Annotated in this window: 22 protein-coding genes; 11 read left to right on the forward strand and 11 right to left on the reverse strand. The window is 61.7% G+C overall.

Annotation, left to right across the window (positions count from 1 at the left end; genetic code table 11):
• Positions 1–18: 18 nt before the first annotated feature.
• Positions 19–1017, forward strand: coding sequence for a sulfate ABC transporter substrate-binding protein (locus PSH78_RS19125; protein WP_305496126.1), 999 nt, complete (start codon positions 19–21; stop codon positions 1015–1017).
• Positions 1018–1252: 235 nt separating this feature from the next.
• Entirely contained in the window at positions 1253–2452 is a 1200-nt protein-coding gene (locus PSH78_RS19130) for an MFS transporter (protein ID WP_305496127.1), read from the forward strand.
• Positions 2453–2513: 61 nt separating this feature from the next.
• Here the strand turns inward: PSH78_RS19130 and PSH78_RS19135 are convergent, their stop codons facing one another.
• From PSH78_RS19135 to PSH78_RS19150, 4 genes are all read right to left on the reverse strand, one after another.
• Positions 2514–2705, reverse strand: a complete 192-nt coding sequence (locus PSH78_RS19135) for a PLDc N-terminal domain-containing protein (protein ID WP_053149901.1) — start codon at positions 2703–2705, stop codon at positions 2514–2516.
• A 70-nt stretch (positions 2706–2775) separates the two neighbouring features.
• Positions 2776–3306: a hypothetical protein gene (locus PSH78_RS19140; RefSeq protein WP_305496128.1), complete on the reverse strand. Its 531-nt coding sequence runs from the start codon at positions 3304–3306 to the stop codon at positions 2776–2778.
• A 91-nt stretch (positions 3307–3397) separates the two neighbouring features.
• Positions 3398–3916, reverse strand: a complete 519-nt coding sequence (locus PSH78_RS19145) for an ankyrin repeat domain-containing protein (RefSeq protein WP_305496129.1) — start codon at positions 3914–3916, stop codon at positions 3398–3400.
• A gap of 93 nt (positions 3917–4009) precedes the next feature.
• Complete coding sequence (locus PSH78_RS19150; protein WP_305496130.1) at positions 4010–5833, reverse strand: long-chain-acyl-CoA synthetase; 1824 nt, start codon at positions 5831–5833, stop codon at positions 4010–4012.
• 355 nt (positions 5834–6188) lie between these two features.
• On the opposite strand from PSH78_RS19150, the gene PSH78_RS19155 reads away from it, so the two are divergent.
• Positions 6189–6467: a DUF3509 domain-containing protein gene (locus PSH78_RS19155; RefSeq protein WP_186637286.1), complete on the forward strand. Its 279-nt coding sequence runs from the start codon at positions 6189–6191 to the stop codon at positions 6465–6467.
• Between the two features lie 87 nt (positions 6468–6554).
• Here the strand turns inward: PSH78_RS19155 and mtnC are convergent, their stop codons facing one another.
• From mtnC to aroC, 5 genes are read right to left on the reverse strand one after another with little or no spacing between them, the layout of a single operon-like run.
• A complete protein-coding gene (mtnC, locus tag PSH78_RS19160; RefSeq protein WP_305496131.1) occupies positions 6555–7238 on the reverse strand; it encodes an acireductone synthase in 684 nt (227 codons plus the stop codon).
• Positions 7239–7242: 4 nt separating this feature from the next.
• A complete protein-coding gene (locus PSH78_RS19165; RefSeq protein WP_305496132.1) occupies positions 7243–7788 on the reverse strand; it encodes an acireductone dioxygenase in 546 nt (181 codons plus the stop codon).
• 18 nt (positions 7789–7806) lie between these two features.
• A complete protein-coding gene (locus PSH78_RS19170) occupies positions 7807–8427 on the reverse strand; it encodes a methylthioribulose 1-phosphate dehydratase (protein WP_305496133.1) in 621 nt (206 codons plus the stop codon).
• Positions 8424–9569, reverse strand: a complete 1146-nt coding sequence (locus PSH78_RS19175; RefSeq protein ID WP_305496134.1) for an MFS transporter — start codon at positions 9567–9569, stop codon at positions 8424–8426. The genes PSH78_RS19170 and PSH78_RS19175 overlap by 4 nt, the downstream gene beginning before the upstream one ends.
• A 34-nt stretch (positions 9570–9603) precedes the next feature.
• A complete protein-coding gene (gene aroC, locus PSH78_RS19180) occupies positions 9604–10695 on the reverse strand; it encodes a chorismate synthase (RefSeq protein ID WP_305496135.1) in 1092 nt (363 codons plus the stop codon).
• Between the two features lie 129 nt (positions 10696–10824).
• Here aroC and PSH78_RS19185 point away from each other — a divergent pair, with 129 nt between their 5' ends.
• Positions 10825–11790 carry an alpha/beta hydrolase gene (locus PSH78_RS19185; RefSeq protein ID WP_305496136.1) on the forward strand — a complete coding sequence of 322 codons (966 nt, stop codon included), beginning with the start codon at positions 10825–10827 and terminating at the stop codon, positions 11788–11790.
• Positions 11791–11908: 118 nt separating this feature from the next.
• Positions 11909–12697 (forward strand): hypothetical protein, encoded by a 789-nt coding sequence (locus PSH78_RS19190; protein ID WP_305496137.1) that lies wholly within the window; start codon positions 11909–11911, stop codon positions 12695–12697.
• A gap of 171 nt (positions 12698–12868) precedes the next feature.
• On the opposite strand, the gene prmB is transcribed toward PSH78_RS19190, so the two are convergent.
• The gene (gene prmB / locus PSH78_RS19195) at positions 12869–13777 is read right to left on the reverse strand and encodes a 50S ribosomal protein L3 N(5)-glutamine methyltransferase (RefSeq protein WP_305496138.1); all 909 of its coding nucleotides are present in this window, start codon (positions 13775–13777) and stop codon (positions 12869–12871) included.
• 253 nt (positions 13778–14030) lie between these two features.
• Here prmB and PSH78_RS19200 point away from each other — a divergent pair, with 253 nt between their 5' ends.
• The 5 genes from PSH78_RS19200 to PSH78_RS19220 all read left to right on the forward strand — a co-directional run bounded on the left by PSH78_RS19200 (position 14031) and on the right by PSH78_RS19220 (position 16801).
• Positions 14031–14621, forward strand: a complete 591-nt coding sequence (locus tag PSH78_RS19200) for a cysteine hydrolase family protein (protein ID WP_305496139.1) — start codon at positions 14031–14033, stop codon at positions 14619–14621.
• A 129-nt stretch (positions 14622–14750) separates the two neighbouring features.
• Positions 14751–15071 carry a hypothetical protein gene (locus PSH78_RS19205; RefSeq protein WP_305496140.1) on the forward strand — a complete coding sequence of 107 codons (321 nt, stop codon included), beginning with the start codon at positions 14751–14753 and terminating at the stop codon, positions 15069–15071.
• A 74-nt stretch (positions 15072–15145) separates the two neighbouring features.
• Positions 15146–15703: a Smr/MutS family protein gene (locus PSH78_RS19210; RefSeq protein ID WP_305496141.1), complete on the forward strand. Its 558-nt coding sequence runs from the start codon at positions 15146–15148 to the stop codon at positions 15701–15703.
• Positions 15704–15780: 77 nt separating this feature from the next.
• Entirely contained in the window at positions 15781–16326 is a 546-nt protein-coding gene (folE, locus tag PSH78_RS19215; protein ID WP_305496142.1) for a GTP cyclohydrolase I FolE, read from the forward strand.
• A gap of 103 nt (positions 16327–16429) precedes the next feature.
• Positions 16430–16801 (forward strand): glutathione S-transferase N-terminal domain-containing protein, encoded by a 372-nt coding sequence (locus tag PSH78_RS19220; RefSeq protein ID WP_305496143.1) that lies wholly within the window; start codon positions 16430–16432, stop codon positions 16799–16801.
• A gap of 143 nt (positions 16802–16944) precedes the next feature.
• Here the strand turns inward: PSH78_RS19220 and PSH78_RS19225 are convergent, their stop codons facing one another.
• The gene (locus PSH78_RS19225) at positions 16945–18111 is read right to left on the reverse strand and encodes a PLP-dependent aminotransferase family protein (RefSeq protein ID WP_305496144.1); all 1167 of its coding nucleotides are present in this window, start codon (positions 18109–18111) and stop codon (positions 16945–16947) included.
• An 81-nt stretch (positions 18112–18192) separates the two neighbouring features.
• Between PSH78_RS19225 and PSH78_RS19230 the strand changes: the two genes are divergently transcribed.
• Positions 18193–18630 carry a MarR family winged helix-turn-helix transcriptional regulator gene (locus tag PSH78_RS19230; RefSeq protein WP_305496145.1) on the forward strand — a complete coding sequence of 146 codons (438 nt, stop codon included), beginning with the start codon at positions 18193–18195 and terminating at the stop codon, positions 18628–18630.
• The last annotated feature ends 107 nt before the right edge of the window (positions 18631–18737 follow it).

The following is an 18737-nucleotide window of genomic DNA, read 5'->3' on the forward strand; positions in this document are numbered from 1 at the left end:
AATAAAAAGGACCTCGCAGTGAAGAATTTCTTTGGCGCCTCCCTCCTCGCCGCTGGCCTGGCGTTCGGCAGCCTGGCCCACGCCGCCCCGACTCTGCTCAACGTTTCCTACGACGTGATGCGGGATTTCTACAAGGACTACAACGCCGCGTTCCAGAAACACTGGCAGGCCGAGCACAACGAAAGCATCACCGTGCAGATGTCCTTTGGCGGTTCCAGCAAGCAGGCGCGCTCGGTAATCGATGGGCTACCGGCGGATGTCATCACCATGAACATGGCGACCGACATCAACGCCCTGGCCGACAACGGTAAGCTGGTTCCGGAGAACTGGGTTACCCGCCTGCCGAACAACAGCGCGCCGTTCACCTCGGCCACCGTGTTTATCGTGCGCAAGGGCAATCCGAAAGCGCTGAAGGATTGGCCGGATCTGCTCAAGGACGGCGTGCAAGTGATCGTGCCCAACCCGAAAACCTCGGGCAACGGCCGCTATACCTACCTTTCGGCCTGGGGTTATGTGCTGAAGAATGGCGGCGATGAGAACAAGGCCAAGGATTTCGTCGGCAGGCTGTTCAAGCAGGCCCCCGTGCTGGACACCGGCGGTCGTGCCGCGACGACTACGTTCATGACCAACCAGATCGGCGATGTGCTGGTGACCTTTGAGAACGAAGCGGAAATGATCGCCCGTGAATTCGGTCGCGACCAGTTCGAAGTGGTCTACCCAAGCGTCTCCGCCGAAGCCGAGCCACCGGTCAGCGTTGTGGATAAAGTCGTCGAGAAGAAAGGTTCTCGCGCCGCCGCCGAGGAGTACCTCAAATACCTGTGGTCGCCCGAAGGCCAGGAAATTGCCGCCGCCAACTACCTGCGTCCTCGCGACCCGGCGGTGCTGGCCAAATACACCGACCGTTTCCCGAAAGTGGATTTCCTCTCGGTGGAAAAAACCTTCGGCGACTGGCGCACCGTGCAGAAGACCCACTTCAATGACGGTGGGATTTTTGACCAGATCTATAGCGGGCAGTAAGCCCCGGCTCAGCTAACCAGTCAAAACTTGTGGGAGCGAGCTTGCTCGCGATTGCGTCTGTATATTCAGCATCACTGATGCAGAAAGACCGCTATCGCGAGCAAGCTCGCTCCCACAGGAGTCTGAAGACCACCATCAATTCCGGGCATGACTGCTATCAATCCCAAGCCCTGTTCCAGAGCCCTGCAAGTCTTTAGCCTCTCGCCATCCCTTTCAATCGATCGATGAGATTGCCATGAGTGCTCATTCACCCGCCCCGCCCGCTGCCCTGACCCGGGGCATGGTCCTGCTGTTTGCCTTCTGCTGCGGCGCCATCGTTGCCAATATCTACTACGCCCAACCCATCATCGAACTGATCGCGCCCGACGTCGGCCTGTCCAGCACCATGGCCAGCCTGATCGTCTCGCTGACCCAGATCGGCTACGCCTTGGGCCTGTTTTTCCTGGTGCCGCTGGGGGATCTGCTGGAAAACCGGCGCCTGATGATCCTCACCACCGTGGTGGCAATCGCCAGCCTGCTGGGCGCGGCGTTTACCGACCAGCCGAACGTGTTCCTGCTGGTGTCATTGCTGGTGGGGTTCAGTTCCGTCTCGGTGCAAGTGCTGATTCCGCTGGCGGCGCACCTGGCGCCGGAAGAATCCCGGGGACGGGTCGTGGGCGGGATCATGGGTGGCCTGCTGTTGGGGATCCTGCTGGCGCGGCCGGTGTCCAGCCTCGTCGCCGATCACCTTGGTTGGCGGGCGATGTTCATGATCGCCGCCGCGTTGATGGCGGCAATCAGCATCGTCCTGGCATTCACCGTGCCCAAGCGCCAGCCCGAGCACCGCGCCTCCTACGCGCAACTGCTGGGCTCGCTCGGCACCCTGTTACGCCAGCAGCCGCAGTTGCGCCAGCGGGCTTTGTACCAGGCGTGCATGTTTGCCGCGTTCAGCCTGTTCTGGACCGCCGTCCCCCTGGAACTGTCGCGCAACCATGGCTTGTCCCAGACTGAAATCGCGCTGTTTGCGCTGGTTGGTGCCATCGGTGCCGTCGCCGCGCCGATTGCCGGCCGCCTGGCGGACGCCGGCCACACCCGAATTGCTTCGCTGCTGGCCATGCTGTTCGCCAGCCTGAGTTTCCTGCCGGCGTTCATTCATCCTGCCTATAGCGTGATCGGCCTCGCGGTGACCGGCGTGGTCCTGGATTTCTGCGTGCAGATGAACATGGTCCTGGGCCAGCGCACCATCTACGCCCTTGATGCAAAAAGCCGCAGCCGCCTGAACGCGCTGTACATGACCAGCATCTTTGTCGGTGGCGCTTTCGGTTCGTCCATCGCCAGCGCCGTCTACGAGCATGGCGGCTGGCTGTGGGTAGTGATCGTCGGCAGCGCCTTCCCGTTGCTGGCCCTGTTGCGTTTCCTGAGTGCTTCGCAGAAAGCTTCGCTGGCGACGGCCTGATACCGTCGCGCAAAAAAATGCCCGACAGGCCAGGACCTGTCGGGCTTTTTTCATGGAGCGGTCAGACCCGCACGTTGCCCCGCGGCCCGGCAATCGCCCAGATGATCAGGCCCAACACCGGCAGCAGGAGAATCAGCAGCACCCACAGGACTTTCGCCCCGGTGCCCGCGCCACTCTTGAGCACATTGATGATCGCCCAGATATCGAGCGCCAGGATGATCAGGCCAATCAGGCCGTTGAAAGTGGAACCCATGGTGTCGCTCCCGAATGGTGGTATGCACACTTAGGATAGCGGGGTCCGGGCAAGGGTTCCGTTTATTGTTTCAGACGTGAACCGCGATCTTGAGCGCTTCCAGGGCGGGGGCCGCGGCGATGCCGACTTCGCCACACAACTCCAGCACACGCGGCACGTCGTTGCCGTACACCAGCACCATCTGCAATTCATCGTCGAGCAACTGGCTGAAGTTCATCAGCACGTAGCCGCCGTTCTCCTTGTTCAGGCTGCTCATCTGGATCTGGATACGATTGAGCGCGGTCAACGCCTCGGTCTTCGCCAGTTGCTTGGGCTTGAGGTTGAAGGCGACGCCAGGGCCGAACGAGGCAACGATCTGCTCGAACAGGTCGACGTACGAGTCGGCCAGGAACAGCACTGTGTCCGGCAGGCTGCCCACCACCACCCACTCTCCCAGCGGGATCGGGAAGGTGTCGTCATAGTTGATGTCCGGGTTCGCCGCCAGAAATGCCACCGGGTCGGCGTAGGCCTGGGCGGCTTCGTCGGCGATTTTCTCGATGTCCGCCTCGCCCAGGCAGCCAGAGCTGATTTTGCTGATGAGTTCGACGAGTGCGGCTTTCATGGGGCGGATCCTGTGGCTGAATTTTTCAGGCGCGCAGGATAGCGCATCACCCCAGGTCAAGTCAGGAACCCTGTGGCTGGAGAGCCAGGCTTCAGCCCAACAACTTTTCCAACTGCGCCGTGGTGTCCACCGCGCCCATGGTCCTGGCCGCGTCCAGCGCCGAGACGCCGTTGGCATCCTTGGCCTTCGGGTCGGCGCCTTTGCTGATCAGGTAATCGACTATTTCCACCCGGTTGAACATCGCCGCCATCATCAGCGCCGTACGGCCATCGAACGAGGAGCCTTCGACTTGCGCGCCGCCATCGACGAGGGCCGAAACCACCGCAAGATCGCCCTTGAACGCCGCACCGGCAATCGGGCTCTGGCCGTTGTCGTTGCGGATTTCCGGATCGGCCTTATTCTCCAGCAGGACTTTTACCGTCTCCACGTGCCCGTGGTACGCGGCCAGCATCAGCAAGGTGTCGCCCTTGTGATTGCGCAGGTTCGGCGGCAGGCCCTTGCTCAGCAGCGCGGCCATCATCGCGGCATCGCCCTGACGTGCGACGTTGAACACCTGCTCGGCAAACTCCGCAGCCTCTTCCGGGGTCATCTGGCGGCTTGTATCGGACATGGGCAACTTCCTCTGGCTTTCGCAAAGCCGCTAGTTTCCCGAGGGACTCAAAGCCTGTCATCCCTTTTTTCTCTGCAAGGGCCATAGCCACAATCAATAGCGGTACTGCCCACCCCGGATCTGCGTCGCCAGTTGCCGGTCCACCCGCACGTAGGTCGAGGTGTCGGGGAGCCAGGCGTAGATCGGTTCCTCGCCCGTGAGGCAGGGGTCAAAGGCTTCGGCCTTGAGGCGGGTTTTCTGGTACTTGAACGTGCCGGTCGTTTCCATCTTCACCTTGATCCGCAGGAACAGCGGCACCGCGTAGGCCGGCAGCTTGCCTTGCAGAAATTGCAGCAGCTCGTTGAAATCCAGGGTCGCCAGGGACTCGGCCGGGGTGATCGCGGCCATCCCGGCGCGGCCGTTGGTGCCGCTGATCTCCACGCCGTAGGCCACCGCCTCGGCGATCTGTGGATGTTGCAGGAGCACGTTTTCGACCTCGGTGGTGGAGACGTTTTCGCCTTTCCAGCGATAGGTGTCGCCGAGGCGATCAACGAACTGCCCGTGGCCGAAGCCAATATTGCGCAGGAGGTCGCCGGTGTTGAAATAACGATCGCCTGGGACGAAGACGTCCCGGCAGACAGTTTTTTCGGTCTTGGCCGGATCGGTGTAGCCATCCAGCGGCGCCTTGTCGTCGATGCGCGCCAGCAGCAGGCCCGGCTCGCCCTTTGGGACCTTCTGCATGCGCCCTTGCAGGTTGCGCAAGGGCGCACCGCTGTCGTGGTCGTACTGCACCAGTTCCCAGCCCATCAGGGAAAACCCGACCGTGTTATCGAAGTTGAGGATGTTGGTGAAGCCGATATTGCCGTCGCTGGCCGCATACAGTTCGCAGATATGGCCAATCCCGAAGCGGGTCTTGAAGGCCAGCCAGGCGCCCGGGCGCAAGCCGTTGCCGATCATCTTCCGGACCTCATGCCGCCGGTCGTCGGCGCTGGCGGGCTGCTCGATCAGGTAGCGACACAGTTCGCCGACATAACCCAACGTGGTCGCCCGGTAGCGACGCACGTCGCTCCAGAACTGGCTGGCGCTGAACTTGCGGCGGATGGCGAACCCCGAGGCACCGCAAACCGCCGCGCCCCAGCACACGCACAGGCCGGTGGCGTGATACAGCGGCAGCGTGCAATAAACGACGTCATCGGGCTGCATGTCCAGGGCGATCAGGCCAAAACTGGTGGAGGTGCGCATCCAGCGTCCATGGCGGAATACGCCGGCCTTGGGTAACCCGGTGGTGCCCGAGGTATAGAGATAAAAACAGGGGTCGTTGAAAAACATCTGTCTGCCAAGCGGATTATCGCCTGGGTAATCCTTGCTGCTGACCATCAGGTCGACGAATCCGCACGGAACCGCGCCACTGTCCTGGTCCGCCACCCACCAGGTCCGCGCATCCGCCAGCGCCGTCCGGCCGCGCACGTCGTTGAAGACAGCGACCCGTTCATCCCCGACCACCACCGCCACCGGCGCGACCAGCGCCAGGCTGTGCACCAGGGCGTCTCCGGTTTGCGATGTGTTGATCATCGCGCTCACCGCCCCGACCTTCGCCACCGCCAACACCGTAATCAGCAGCTGCGGGCGGTTTTCCAGAACAATCGCCACGCAGTCGCCCTTGCCAAGACCTTGCGCCAGCAAGTAATGGGCGATGCGATTGGCCTGTTCGTTGACCTGTGCATAAGACAGCACCGTGTCGCCGCAGAGCAGCGCCGGGCCGTGGGGATTGCGTTGCGTGGCCTGTTCGAAACACCAGCCAAGGCCGCAAGGCTGGGTGGGGTCCTGGACGTTGGCGAGTTTCAGGCCCTTGATGATTCGGGGAACAACTCTGGCGATGACGGGCAGCTTGCGCAGCATCATGCCCCAGGTAATAGCGTCGCTGGGTGTACGACTCATGGACGATCCTTCCCCGTTCGACCTTGTGGGCCGCGGTTCTTGTTATGGGTTGGGCGAATCGGGAGGGAAATTACGCCAGCGATTCCGGTGCTGTACATGCGGTTTTTGCAATGTTTTGTATCCGCTGCGGGGAACAAGCGAAGCGGGAGCGCCAGGATGCGGTTTGGTTCCAAAAATAATCGGGCTCCCCCGCAAAATGCAGGATGCACGATGGCCGTTCATGCAAGATGCACGAATGCAAAAAAACCTGAAAAGATTAACGTATTGTTTTTAAAGGAATTTTTTACTATTCCAATGCTGGCATAGACACTGCAACTACCCCTCCACGGTTTGCCATACCATGGAGCAGTCAACTATGAACATGATTCAAGAGAAGTTTGCATCGCTGTTTTCCAACTACGAAGTCACCACGCAGCCTCGCCCGGACGGCGGCATTCTGCTGACCTTGCGTAATAGCGATGGCAAGCTGTTCAAGCGTACGATTTCCTACGCTCAGTTGCATGCCGGGGATCAACTTTCCTGGGCGATCAGTGCCATTCGCCGCGACCTGGCTGAACAGGCCAGCGAACTGCCGCCGGTCGCGATGCTGCAGAGCCAGCACCGTTTCGCGCTGCCGACCTATCACAGCGCCTGACAGCCAACAGCTTCAAGCCCTGAACAAAGACAGGCCATGGAACCCAGCGGTTCCATGGCCTGATTTTTTTCAGCGGCGAGAATTCGCTCAGAAGCGCGAAGGTTCGATCAGCGCGAAGCTCTCAACGGTCGTGTGGCCGGCCAGATCGCCGCCCTCGCGGGCCAGTCCACAGGTTGCCATTCCGGCATCCTTGGCCGCGTCCAGTTCCTCGACGATATCCGACAGAAACAGGATTTCCTGCGGCGCAATCCCCATCGCCTCGCTGATTCGCCGATACGACTGCGCGTCCCGCTTGGCTCCCGACGTGGTGTCGAAATAACCGCTGAACAACGGCGACAGGTCGCCAGCCTCGGAACAGCCGAAAATCAGCTTCTGTGCCTGGATCGATCCGGAGGAATAGACAAACAGCCGGTAACCTTGCTGATGCCAGGCTTCGAGCGCCTGTGCCGCGTCCGGATAGACATGCCCCTTCAACTGGCCAGCCGTGTATCCCTGCTCCCAGACCATACCCTGCAAGGCCTTGAGCGGCGTGGCCTTGCGGTCTTCGGCAATCCAGCCCAGCAGGATCGCGATGACCCGTTCGACGTCCGCGTCCGGCTCGGCACTGTCGCGGCGCACGGCGTCCAGTTGCTCGGAGACGTCGGCGCGCCCGGCGTTGTGCCGGACAAAATCCGGCAGGTGTCGGGCCGCATAGGGGAACAGCACGTCGAATACAAAACTGACCGCGCTGGTGGTGCCTTCGATGTCGGTGAGGATGGCCTTGATCGTCACGGGCTCAATCCTCCAGGCGCGGGAAACGGCTGGCGATTTCATCACCGGTGAACTTGGCGACCCAGCCTTCCGGGTTATTGAACAGCCGAATGGCGACAAAATGTGGGTGTTCGCCCATGTCGAACCAATGCGGCGTACCGGCGGGCACCGAGATCAGGTCGTTCTTTTCGCACAGTACCGCGTAGACGTAGTCGTCGATGTGCAAGGTAAACAGGCCACGACCGGCGACGAAAAAGCGTACTTCGTCCTCGCCGTGACGGTGCTCATCAAGAAACTTGGCGCGCAGTTCGGCTTTTTGCGGGTGGTCGCTGTTGAGGCTGATGACATCCACCGTGACATAGCCGCGCTCGGTCATGAGCTTGTCGATCTGGGTCCGGTAGGCGCCAATCACTTCCTCCTGGCTGGCGCCGGGCTGGATCTTCGTCGCGGCTTCCCAACGATCGAAGCGCACGCCTTTTTCGGCGAGGGTCGCGGCGATGTCTTCGAAATGGGTCAGGACCTTGTTCGGAATCTCGGGACTTGAAACGTGATAGACGGACAGGCTGCTCATGGTCTTGGCTCCAGCAATTTAACGGTTCAGGAGTGTGCGAGTCTTGAGCTCGCATTCGAACAGGAACTCGAACGCCTCGATTTGCCGCAGCGCATCGTTCATGCCCGGTCCCCAGGTGTACAGGCCGTGCCCACGGATCAGATAACCGACGCAATCGGGGTGCGTGTCGAGCCAGGGCTGAACCTTGGCGGCGAGGCGCGCGATGTCCTGGTCGTTGTCGAAAATCGGCACGCGAACCTGGGACTCATGGGTCGTGACTCCGCTGAAGGCCTTTTGCAGCTCGTAGTCCTCGAAGTCGATGAAGGCTGCGCTGGTCAGGCGCGAGAGCACCGTGGCATTCACCGAATGGGTGTGCAGCACCGCGCCGATCTGCGGGCGCCAGCGATACAGCTGGGTGTGCAGGAGGGTTTCGGCGGACGGTTTCTTGCCCGGCTCCAGGCTGTTGCCGTCCAGGTCGGTGGCGAGCACATCGTCGACGCCCAGTTGCCCTTTGTGTTTGCCGGAAACGGTAAGCAGGGCCTGGTCGGACGACAACCGGGTCGAATAATTGCTGCTGGTGGCCGGGGACCAGCCGCGACCATACAGAAAACGCCCGGCGTCGATGATTTCCCGGGTGAGCTGTTCACGGGTAAGGCTCATGGCCTGTCCTCTTGCATGCGTGTAGCAATGATAACGGCTGCAGCGAAGGCTGCGAGACTGGCGATGTTGAAAGTCCAACCGGCGCCCAGGGCATTCCAGCTGTAGCCGGAATACAGCGCGCCCAGCGCACCGCCGGTGCCGGCCAGCGCGGCGTACAGCGCCTGCCCCTGACCTTGCTGGCGTGAACCGAAGCTACGTTGCACGAAATGGATGGCAGCGGCGTGAAAGCTGCCAAAGGTCGCTGCGTGCAGGACCTGGGCAAGCAGCAACACCCAGAGAAACTCCGCCAACGACCCCAGTAGCAGCCAGCGCAGCGCCGCCAGCAGGAAGCTGGCCATCAACACCCGGCGCACGGAAAACCGTGCCAGGATCCGGCTCATCAGCAGGAAAACCAGCACTTCCGCAACCACACCGACGGCCCAGAGCATGCCGATCAATCCGCGGCTGTAGCCCAGGCGTTCCAAGTGCAATGTCAGGAAGGTGTAATACGGCCCATGGCTCAGTTGCATCAGGCCGACGCAGGCATAAAACGCCAGCACGCCCGGATTGCGCAACTGCCGCAGGAAACCGTCCCCGGCCACCCGCGGCCCCTGAACGGGCTGGGCGTTGGGCACCCAGAAACTGCTGAGCACGATGCCCCCCATGATCAACGCCAGCGCCACGGGATAGATGTCCAGGCTCAACCATTCGAACAAGCGTCCGAGCGCGACCACGGTGATGATGAAACCGATCGAGCCCCACAGGCGAACCTGGCTGTAGCGCGCCGCCTGCCCGCTCAAGTGGGCCAGGGTGATGACTTCGAATTGTGGCAGCACCGCGTGCCAGAAGAACGCATGCAGCGCCATGACCATCGCCAGCCAGGCGTAGCTTTTGTCGATGAAGATCAGCGAGAAACTGAGCAACGTACAGATCGCGCCAAACCGCACGATTGCCAGGCGCCGACCGGTGTAGTCACCCAGCCAGCCCCAGAGGTTCGGCGCGACACAGCGCATCAGCATGGGAATCGCCACCAGCTCGCCGATGCGCGCGGCGTTGAACCCGAGGTGATCGAAATACAGCGCCAGGAACGGCGCGGTCGAACCGAGCAGCGCAAAGTAAAACAGATAAAAGCTGGAAAGCCGCCAGTACGGCACTGCCGCCATGGTCGTCAGGCCACGGCGGTCGGCAGGCCAGCCATCAAAGCTGACCCAACACCGGCGTGCCGACCCGAACGTCGGCGTTCTGTCCGCGGTGACGCAACAGGTGGTCCATCAGCACGATCGCCATCATCGCCTCGGCGATCGGCGTTGCGCGAATGCCCACGCAAGGGTCGTGGCGGCCCTTGGTGATGACGTCCACCGGGTCGCCGTGGATGTCGATCGAGCGTCCCGGCGTGGTGATGCTGGACGTCGGCTTCAACGCCAGGTGAGCGACAATCGGCTGGCCCGAAGAGATGCCGCCAAGGATGCCGCCGGCGTTGTTGCTGAGGAAACCCTGGGGCGTCAGTTCGTCACGGTGTTCGGTGCCACGCTGGGCGACACAGGCGAAACCGGCGCCGATCTCCACGCCCTTGACTGCGTTGATGCTCATCAGCGCGTGGGCCAGCTCGGCGTCGAGACGATCGAAGATCGGCTCGCCCAGGCCAGGCATCACGCCTTCGGCGACCACGGTGATTTTCGCGCCGACCGAATCCTGGTCCCGGCGCAACTGGTCCATGTAGGCTTCAAGCTCGGGAACCTTGTCCGGGTCGGGGCTGAAAAAGGCATTCTGCTCCACCGAATCCCAGGTCTTGAACGGGATCTCGATCGGGCCCAGCTGGCTCATGTAGCCACGGATGACGATGCCCTGGCTGGCCAGGTACTTCTTGGCGATTGCCCCGGCCGCCACGCGCATGGCGGTTTCCCGGGCCGAACTGCGACCGCCGCCGCGGTAGTCGCGCTCGCCGTATTTGTGATGGTAGGTGTAGTCGGCGTGGGCCGGGCGGAACAGGTCCTTGATGGCCGAGTAGTCCTTGGATTTCTGGTCGGTGTTGCGGATCAGCAGGCCGATGGCGCAACCGGTGGTGCGTCCTTCGAACACACCGGAGAGGATTTCGACTTCATCGGCTTCCTGGCGCTGGGTGGTGTGGCGGCTGGTGCCGGGCTTGCGGCGATCAAGGTCACGCTGCAGGTCCTCCAGGGAAATCTCCAGGCCCGGCGGGCAGCCGTCGACAATGGCGACCAACGCCGGGCCATGGCTTTCGCCCGCGGTGGTGACGGTGAACAGCTTGCCGTAGGTATTGCCGGACATGCAGGGTGCTCCGTGGAATCGCTGAAAAATCGAGATGGGCGCCAGTATACGCAGGCTCCCCGAGTAGTTCATCCTCGAACCTTATCGGTGCGCGCCAGTCCAACCGGCACCTTCGCAACTAATGGCGTCATGATGTTAAAACTGTTTGCCTTGAGTCTTGCCCTCTTGACTGGCCTGGTTAGCGGCCTGGCCCAGGCCACCGTCCTGCAACGCCCCATCAGCCTCGACACGGGCAACGGTGAACTTTTCGGCTCGCTACTGCTGCCCAAGTCCGACACACCGGTGCCCGTTGTCCTGATCATTTCCGGGTCAGGTCCTACGGATCGTGACGGAAACAACCCCGAGGGCGGGCGCAACGACAGCCTCAAGCGCCTGGCCTGGGTGCTGGCCAGGCACAACATCGCCAGCGTGCGCTACGACAAGCGCGGCGTGGCCGCCAGCCTCGCCGCCACGCCGGACGAGCGCAACCTCAGCGTCGAGGCCTACGTCGCCGATGTCGTGGCCTGGAGCCACAAGCTCGCCGCCGATCCGCGACTCGGCCCGCTGATCCTGCTGGGTCACAGCGAAGGCGCGCTGATCGCCAGCCTCGCCGCGCCCCAGGCCAACGCTGCGGCAGTGATTTCGGTGGCCGGCAGCGCGCGGCCGATCGACCAGGTGCTACGGCAACAACTGAGCAGCCGCTTGCCACCGGCGCTGATGTTGCGCAGCAACGAGTTACTCGACAGCCTCAAGGCCGGGCGCCCCGACGCGAACGTTCCGCCGCAGTTGCAGGTGATTTTCCGTCCCAGTGTGCAGCCTTACCTGATCTCGTTGTTCCGCCAGGACCCGGGCCAAGCCTTCGCGGCATTGAAGATGCCGGCGCTGATCATCCAGGGCAGCCATGACATCCAGGTCAGCGTCGAGGACGCCAGGCAACTGAAAGCCGCCAAGCCTGACGCACAACTGGTCCTGATCGAGGGCATGAACCATGTGATGCGCATTGTGCCCAACGACGTGAAGCGGCAACTGGCGTCCTATAAGGACCCCAACCTGCCCCTGGCGGCTGAACTGGGTGTGCAGATCCTGCGCTTTATCGGCTCGATCGGTTCCCGTTGAGCGGACTTGATCGCCATACCGGCCAATTGCCCTCCAGTCCTGGCGAAAACGGCCGATAAGCCGATGTCGGACAGCGCAATGGCTGTCGACAAGCCGGCCTGGACAGGACTTTGCCGTTATGACTGAGACTCAAACTTCTCCCGACACCGTCGCCGAACCGGCCGCCGCGCCTGCGGCGGAGCAGCCTTGGGCGGATGTGCAGGCCGAGCAGCATAAAATGCTCCGGCTGGCCCCGCTCAAGACCGATCGCGCCACCGGTGTGCGGCCCTTGCGCTTTGTCGAGTTCAGCTACGCCGAGCGTCACAGCAAGGAGCGCAGTTTGCTGCGCATGAGCATCAAGTTGCCGGGCCAACGGGTACGCAAGGAACAGAACCATCTGGACGTCTGGGCCGACCACGTCGAAAAACGTCTGTCTTTCTCCCCTGACAACTTGCAAGTCGAGCCTTTGAATCGTGGGCTCGGACGCTTCCTCGCCGCTCAAGGCATCACCTGGGCGAAGAAGCGCTGGTCGAGCTATCGGGTGGACGGCAGCGACCTGAACAACAAGGACGCGTTGAACGAAGACACGCGCCTGCGCCGCGATCACTTCCTCAAGGCCCACGGCTTCGAGGTGGTCTACGCCGACGCCCAGCATCTCAAGGGCAGCGTCAAGCCTGCCCAGGTTGGCGACCTGGTGGGCGACTGGAACACCGAGAAACTGCAGTTCGTCGAGATTCTCGAAGCCGCGCAGATGCTGCAACAAGCCGAGCAGAACCTGGCGGAGCAGGAAGTCAAACTCAAGAAGCAGGAAGAGAAGGTCAACAAGTTCAAGCGCGAAGACACCGGCTTGCGCTTTACCATCACGTGCCTGGTGGCGTTTGCGATGTTCCAGGCGGGATTGCTGATCTGGATTGCAACGCGGCATTGATTGCCCAGCTGCGTACTTGGCTCCACGACGCTGTGGCGAGGGGATTTATCCCCGCTGGGGTGCGAAGCGCCCCCTAAACCTGCTCACGCGGCGGATCAGGAAAATTGCAGGGGGGCTGCTGCGCAGCCCAGCGGGGATAAATCCCCTCACCACAAGGACAGTTCTGTCAGATCACACCCGCGAAGCAAACAACGCCTGATGCTGGCGGCACTGTTCGGCGCTGAGCATGAACACGCCGTGCCCGCCGCGTTCGAAGTCCAGCCAGGCGAAGTCGACCTCCGGGTACAGTGCCTCGACATGTACCTGGCTGTTGCCCACCTCGACAATCAACAGGCCCTTCTCGGTCAGATGGTCGGCCGCCTCGGCCAGCATCCGGCGAACCAGGTTCAAGCCGTCATCGCCACAGGCCAGGCCCAACTCAGGTTCGTGCTGGTATTCCTGGGGCATGTCGGCGAAATCCTCCGCGTCGACGTAAGGCGGGTTCGACACGATCAGGTCGAAACGTTGCCCCGGCAAGCCATCGAAACCATCGCCCTGGACAGTGAACACCCGCTCATCGACGCCATGGCGCTCGATATTCTGATTGGCCACCTCCAGCGCTTCGAACGACAGGTCGGCCAGCACCACTTCGGCGTCCGGGAATTCATAGGCACAGGCGATCCCGATGCAGCCGGAACCGGTGCACAGGTCGAGGATCCGCGCAGGCTCCTGGCCCAGCCAGGGCTCGAAGCGTTTTTCAATCAGCTCGCCGATGGGCGAACGCGGGATGAGCACGCGTTCGTCGACGATGAAAGACATTCCGCAGAACCACGCTTCACCGAGCAGGTAGGCAGTTGGAATGCGCTCGGCAATCCGTCGGCGCAGCAGGCGCTGCACATGCACCAGCTCTTCGTCTTCGAGACGGCAATCCAGATAGCTGTCGGCAATTTCCCAAGGCAAATGCAGCGCGCCCAACACCAGTTGGCGAGCCTCATCCCAGGCATTGTCGGTGCCATGGCCAAAGAACAGATCCTCGCCATGGAAACGGCTGACGGCCCAACGAATATGGTCGCGCAGGGTACGAAGGCGGGAAGTGATCACAGCGGCAAACTCCAGAGAAATCGACGGGCGAGTCTACCAGCCAAACCCGCACTCTCCCAAACACCCCCCGCGAGAAACGAAAAACTCCGATCCAGCCGTAGGATCTTTCCATTTTTTCCGCCGCCCATTGAATAAGATTGCCAACTTGACAAGGCTGTAGGCCAGCAACGGCGGCCCTTGCGATGGAAGCGATTCACAGAACCGCTCAGCCGGAGGAGAATGTCGCAAAAGCCCCACTCGAAGGAGCCCCAGAATGTCCGTTCCAAAAACGATGTTTCAACTCAGCGGCCGCGGTTATGCAGCGGCCAACCTGAGTCAAGCGACGCTGATCATCATTGATGCCCAGAAAGAATATCTCGCCGGCCCCCTGGCCCTCAGCGGCATGGACGCGGCGGTCGCGAACATCAAGCAACTGCTCGGCGCGGCCCGCACCGCCGGCCGGCCGATCGTGCATGTGCGCCACCTCGGCACCCACGGCGGGCTGTTCGATCCACAGGGCGAACGGGGCGAATTCATTCCGGGCCTTGAGCCACGGGACGACGAAACCATCATCGAAAAGCTCTTGCCGAGCGCTTTCCACGGCACCGAACTGAAGAAGCGCCTGGAAGATTTCGGCCCACTGGACCTGATCGTCTGCGGTTTCATGAGCCATTCCAGCGTCAGCACCACCGTGCGCGCCGCCAAGAACCTGGGCTTTCGCTGCACCCTGGTCGAAGACGCCTGCGCCACTCGTGATCTGCCGCACAAAGGCGGCGTGCTGAGCGCCGAACACGTCCACCAGACTGAAATGGCGATCATGGCGGACAACTTCGCCACCCTGGCCATGACCCGCGACTTCACCTGACACCCCTGATGAGCGGCTGGTTGCGCCGCTCATCCGCAAAAACGTCTCATTTGCTGCAATTGTCCAGGCTTCAGGAACAACCCGAACATCTTCCGGTCGAAGGGCCGATACCCATTGAGGAAGGTCGGAATGAAGTTATCCGATGGTTTTGACGCACGTCGCTTGCGGCCCAAGGGCCCGAGCAACTGGCGATTTCGTATCGGCGCGGGGATCGCGGCGCTGCTGGCAACGCTCGGTGTGCTGCTGGCGATGGCCGGCGCCGCCAGCCTGCTCGGCCGCCCGCCCGCGTTGGGCGAGTTGAACGCCACCCCGCTCGGCTCGGCGATCATCCTGGCAATCGGTCTGTTGGTCCTGCTGTTGGGCATCTGGCTCTGGCGCCGTTGCCGCCGTCGCGCCCGTCAATCCCTGGAGCTGGCCATGGCTCCCCATCTGATGAAAAAACACGACTGATCCGCCATCCGACGTTTTGTCGCGCCCTATCCCAGCGGAGTTGGGTAAACTGGCCGGCCTTCGCGGAGGCTGACATGCAAGACGACGACTTTTCCCTGTTCAAAAGTGCGATCCAGGGCGTAAAACCACTCAAACACGATCGCGCCGAAACCGGCAAGCCGAAGGCCGATCGCGCGCAGATCGCCAAGTTGCGCCAGGCCGCTACCGTGCGCACCGATGCAACGACCGTGGACGGCCTGTCCGATCAGTTCGTCATCGACGTCGGCCCTGAAGACGAGTTGATGTGGGCGCGCGACGGGGTCCAGGAAAGCCAGATGCGCAAGCTGAAGGTCGGTCAGATCCCCTTCGAAGGCAGCCTCGACCTGCACGGCATGACCGTCGAAAAAGCCCGGGAAACCCTCTGGGCGTTCCTGGCCGAAGCCACCCGATTCGAAATCCGCTGCGTGCGCGTCACCCACGGCAAGGCGGTGCGGCTGGACGGCAAGCGACCGATGATCAAGAGCCACGTCAACACCTGGCTGCGCCAGCACCCGCAAGTGCTCGGCTTCACCTCCTGCCAGGCAAAACACGGCGGCGCCGGGGCGGTCTACGTGATGCTCAAGCGCACCATGATGGAAGGTCGCGACGAGTAACCCTCGATTGCCGAGCTTGCAGCGCCGTGTCCGCCACCGTACCCTTGCCCTTTGCGTAAAATCCCACAGGTAGTTTCATGTCTCTGGAACAGAATTACACCGCGATTCTCGGCCAACTCGGCGAGGACGTTTCCCGCGAGGGCCTGCTCGACACGCCCAAGCGCGCTGCCAAGGCCATGCAGTACCTTTGCCGCGGTTATGAACAGACCCTGGAAGAAGTCACCAACGGTGCCTTGTTCAGCTCCGACAACAGCGAAATGGTGCTGGTCAAGGACATCGAGTTGTACTCGCTGTGCGAGCACCACTTGCTGCCTTTCATCGGCAAGGCCCATGTAGCCTACATCCCGAGTGGCAAGGTGCTGGGCCTGTCGAAAGTCGCGCGTATCGTCGACATGTATGCGCGTCGCCTGCAGATCCAGGAAAACCTCAGCCGCCAGATCGCCGATGCGGTCCAGCAGGTGACGGGTGCCATGGGCGTGGCAGTGGTGATCGAGGCCAAGCACATGTGCATGATGATGCGTGGTGTGGAAAAACAGAATTCTTCGATGATCACGTCGGTGATGCTCGGTGAATTCCGTGAAAACGCGGCGACCCGCATGGAATTCCTCAGCCTGATCAAGTAAAGCGACGCATCAAGAAAACCGGTATTGATCGCCGGTTTTTTTTCGCCTGGCAAAAATCAGGTAAGCTGCGCGCCCTCTTCTTCCCTGCTTCGAGGCTTGCACCGTGATCGTCAAAGCGCTTCGAGTTGGTCTGGGCCAGCTCATCATCTTCATCGATTTCATCACTCGCCCCGGCAAGAAAAAGCGCTCGGTCGAGGCCCAGGCGCAAGTCGACCAGGCGGCCCGCAGCCTGACGCTTTATCAATTCCATGCCTGCCCGTTCTGCGTGAAGACCCGCCGCGCCCTGCACCGCCTCAACGTGCCCGTGGCGCTGCGCGATGCGAAAAACAACGAGCAGGATCGCCAGACGCTGCTGGAACAGGGCGGCCGGATCAAGGTGCCTTGCCTGCGCATCGAAGAGAACGGCGAGACCACCTGGATGTATGAGTCCAAGGCAATCATCGATTATCTGGACAAGCGGTTTTCGGCGGTCTGAGGATTTGTGCCGGGGTTGAACTCCCCTTCGCGAGCAGGCTCGCTCCCACAGGAGGCCGGTGTTGATTACAAGTTTGCAATCACCCAGAGATCCATGTGGGAGCGAGCCTGCTCGCGAAGAGGCCGGTCGATCCAACCCAAGCCTCAAGCCGCCTCGGCAGCCAAAGCTCCCCGCACCACACCCGCCAGTCGCCTGAGCCCTTCATCCAGCCGCGCCGGATCGATGTGGCTGAAATTCAACCGCAAGTGCCCGGGATGATTGTCCGGCTCGGGAAAAAACGGCTCTCCCGGCATGAACGCCACATCCTCCGCCAGGGCTGCGGCAAGCAAGGTCCGGGTATCCAGCGGTTGCTTGAGGGTCAGCCAGAAAAACAGCCCGCCCTGGGGCACGTTCCAGTCGGCAATGTCGGCGAAATGCTTTTGCAACGCGGCCTGGAACCTGTCGCGGCGATCCCGGTAGAAATCTCTCAACTCGCTCAGATGGCTGCGGTACTGCTCGGTGCCGATCCATTGCAACGCCTGCCACTGGCCGATGCGATTGGTGTGCAGGTCCGCTGACTGCTTGAGCCGTAGCAAGTGCGGGAACAGGTCCGGACTGGCAATCAGGTAGCCCACCCGCAGCCCAGGCAGCAGAGTCTTCGACACCGTGCCGGTGTAGATCCAGCTGGCCTTTTTCAAACGGCTGGCAATCGGCGTGGCGCTGCCGCCATCGAAGGTCAGTTCGCGATAGGGCTCGTCTTCCACCAGCGTCACGCCGAACTCGTCCAGCAGTGCCGCGACCGCATCGCGCTTGGCCTCGCTGTAGCGTACCGCCGAAGGGTTCTGGAACGTTGGGATCAGGTAGATGAACGCCGGTCGATGCTGCTGCAGCCGGGCCCGCAATTGCTCAAGGTCAGGGCCATCCGCTTCAAGGGGCACGGTGATGCAATTGGCGCCGAACAATTGGAAAATCTGCAAAGCCGCAAGGTAAGTCGGCGCTTCGAGCAGGATCTCGGTGCCGACGTCAATGTGCAGCTTTGCCGCCAGATCGAGGGTTTGCTGGGAACCGCTCACGACCAATACCTGACCGGCCTCACAAGCCAGGCCCAACGATCGCGCCTGCGCTGCCAGCGCTTCACGCAAGGCCGGCTCGCCCTCGCTCATGCCGTATTGGCCCATGGACAGCGGCATCTGCTCCCACTGCACCTTCGGCAGCATGGCTTCGGCCGGCAGGCCGCCGGCAAACGACATCACTTCCGGGCGCTGCGCCGCGGCAAGGATTTCCCGGATCAAAGAACTTTTGAGGCGCGAAACACGTTCGGAAAAAGCCATGGGGTCACCTGTAGCGAGGCCTTGGAAAAATGAGTCAAACTGTTTGACCGAAATTACCGCGCCGCCTCTGGAAACGTCAATATGCTTGACCTTAAAAATCCGACCTCCCAACAAATGGCCATGGAAGCGTTCTTCTTCGGTTACCAGGCGTTCACCGCCAAAGCCGATGAAATGCTTGAGCGCCGGGGCTTGAGCCGCGTGCATCAGCGCATCGTTTTTTTCATCGCCCGTTATCCATCATTGAGTGTGAAGGAGCTGCTGGCGCTGCTTGGCGTGAGCAAACAGGCATTGAACATGCCGCTGCGGCAATTGATGGAAATGCATTTGGTGAACAGCGTTGCCTCCGAGGCAGACAAGCGCAAGCGGCTGCTGGAACTGACCGCCGAGGGCGCGCGCTTTGAACAGGCGTTACGGCGCGAGCAGGTGAAATTGCTTGAACGGGTGTTTGCCGAGGCGGGTGAAGCGGCGGTGGATGGGTGGCTGGCGGTGAATCTGGGGTTGGGGAAATCCAGCGAATGAAAGCGTCTGCTCCGCCGCTATCGCGAGCAAGCTCGCTCCCACAGGGTTCATCGGTGAACACAATCTTTCATTCACCACTGCACCATTGTGGGAGCGAGCTTGCTCGC

Source organism: Pseudomonas sp. FP198, assembly GCF_030687895.1.
Taxonomy (GTDB): Bacteria; Pseudomonadota; Gammaproteobacteria; order Pseudomonadales; family Pseudomonadaceae; genus Aquipseudomonas.

Excerpts from the sequence above, each read along its gene's own strand:
- PSH78_RS19130 (WP_305496127.1), top strand. The coding sequence starts at position 1,253 with ATGAGTGCTCATTCACCCGCCCCGCCCGCTGCCCTGACCCGGGGCATG.
- PSH78_RS19135 (WP_053149901.1), bottom strand. The coding sequence starts at position 2,705 with ATGGGTTCCACTTTCAACGGCCTGATTGGCCTGATCATCCTGGCGCTC.
- PSH78_RS19140 (WP_305496128.1), bottom strand. The coding sequence starts at position 3,306 with ATGAAAGCCGCACTCGTCGAACTCATCAGCAAAATCAGCTCTGGCTGC.
- PSH78_RS19145 (WP_305496129.1), bottom strand. The coding sequence starts at position 3,916 with ATGTCCGATACAAGCCGCCAGATGACCCCGGAAGAGGCTGCGGAGTTT.
- PSH78_RS19150 (WP_305496130.1), bottom strand. The coding sequence starts at position 5,833 with ATGAGTCGTACACCCAGCGACGCTATTACCTGGGGCATGATGCTGCGC.
- PSH78_RS19155 (WP_186637286.1), top strand. The coding sequence starts at position 6,189 with ATGAACATGATTCAAGAGAAGTTTGCATCGCTGTTTTCCAACTACGAA.
- PSH78_RS19165 (WP_305496132.1), bottom strand. The coding sequence starts at position 7,788 with ATGAGCAGCCTGTCCGTCTATCACGTTTCAAGTCCCGAGATTCCGAAC.
- PSH78_RS19170 (WP_305496133.1), bottom strand. The coding sequence starts at position 8,427 with ATGAGCCTTACCCGTGAACAGCTCACCCGGGAAATCATCGACGCCGGG.
- PSH78_RS19175 (WP_305496134.1), bottom strand. The coding sequence starts at position 9,569 with ATGGCGGCAGTGCCGTACTGGCGGCTTTCCAGCTTTTATCTGTTTTAC.
- aroC (WP_305496135.1), bottom strand. The coding sequence starts at position 10,695 with ATGTCCGGCAATACCTACGGCAAGCTGTTCACCGTCACCACCGCGGGC.
- PSH78_RS19185 (WP_305496136.1), top strand. The coding sequence starts at position 10,825 with ATGATGTTAAAACTGTTTGCCTTGAGTCTTGCCCTCTTGACTGGCCTG.
- PSH78_RS19190 (WP_305496137.1), top strand. The coding sequence starts at position 11,909 with ATGACTGAGACTCAAACTTCTCCCGACACCGTCGCCGAACCGGCCGCC.
- PSH78_RS19200 (WP_305496139.1), top strand. The coding sequence starts at position 14,031 with ATGTCCGTTCCAAAAACGATGTTTCAACTCAGCGGCCGCGGTTATGCA.
- PSH78_RS19205 (WP_305496140.1), top strand. The coding sequence starts at position 14,751 with ATGAAGTTATCCGATGGTTTTGACGCACGTCGCTTGCGGCCCAAGGGC.
- PSH78_RS19210 (WP_305496141.1), top strand. The coding sequence starts at position 15,146 with ATGCAAGACGACGACTTTTCCCTGTTCAAAAGTGCGATCCAGGGCGTA.
- folE (WP_305496142.1), top strand. The coding sequence starts at position 15,781 with ATGTCTCTGGAACAGAATTACACCGCGATTCTCGGCCAACTCGGCGAG.
- PSH78_RS19225 (WP_305496144.1), bottom strand. The coding sequence starts at position 18,111 with ATGGCTTTTTCCGAACGTGTTTCGCGCCTCAAAAGTTCTTTGATCCGG.
- PSH78_RS19230 (WP_305496145.1), top strand. The coding sequence starts at position 18,193 with ATGCTTGACCTTAAAAATCCGACCTCCCAACAAATGGCCATGGAAGCG.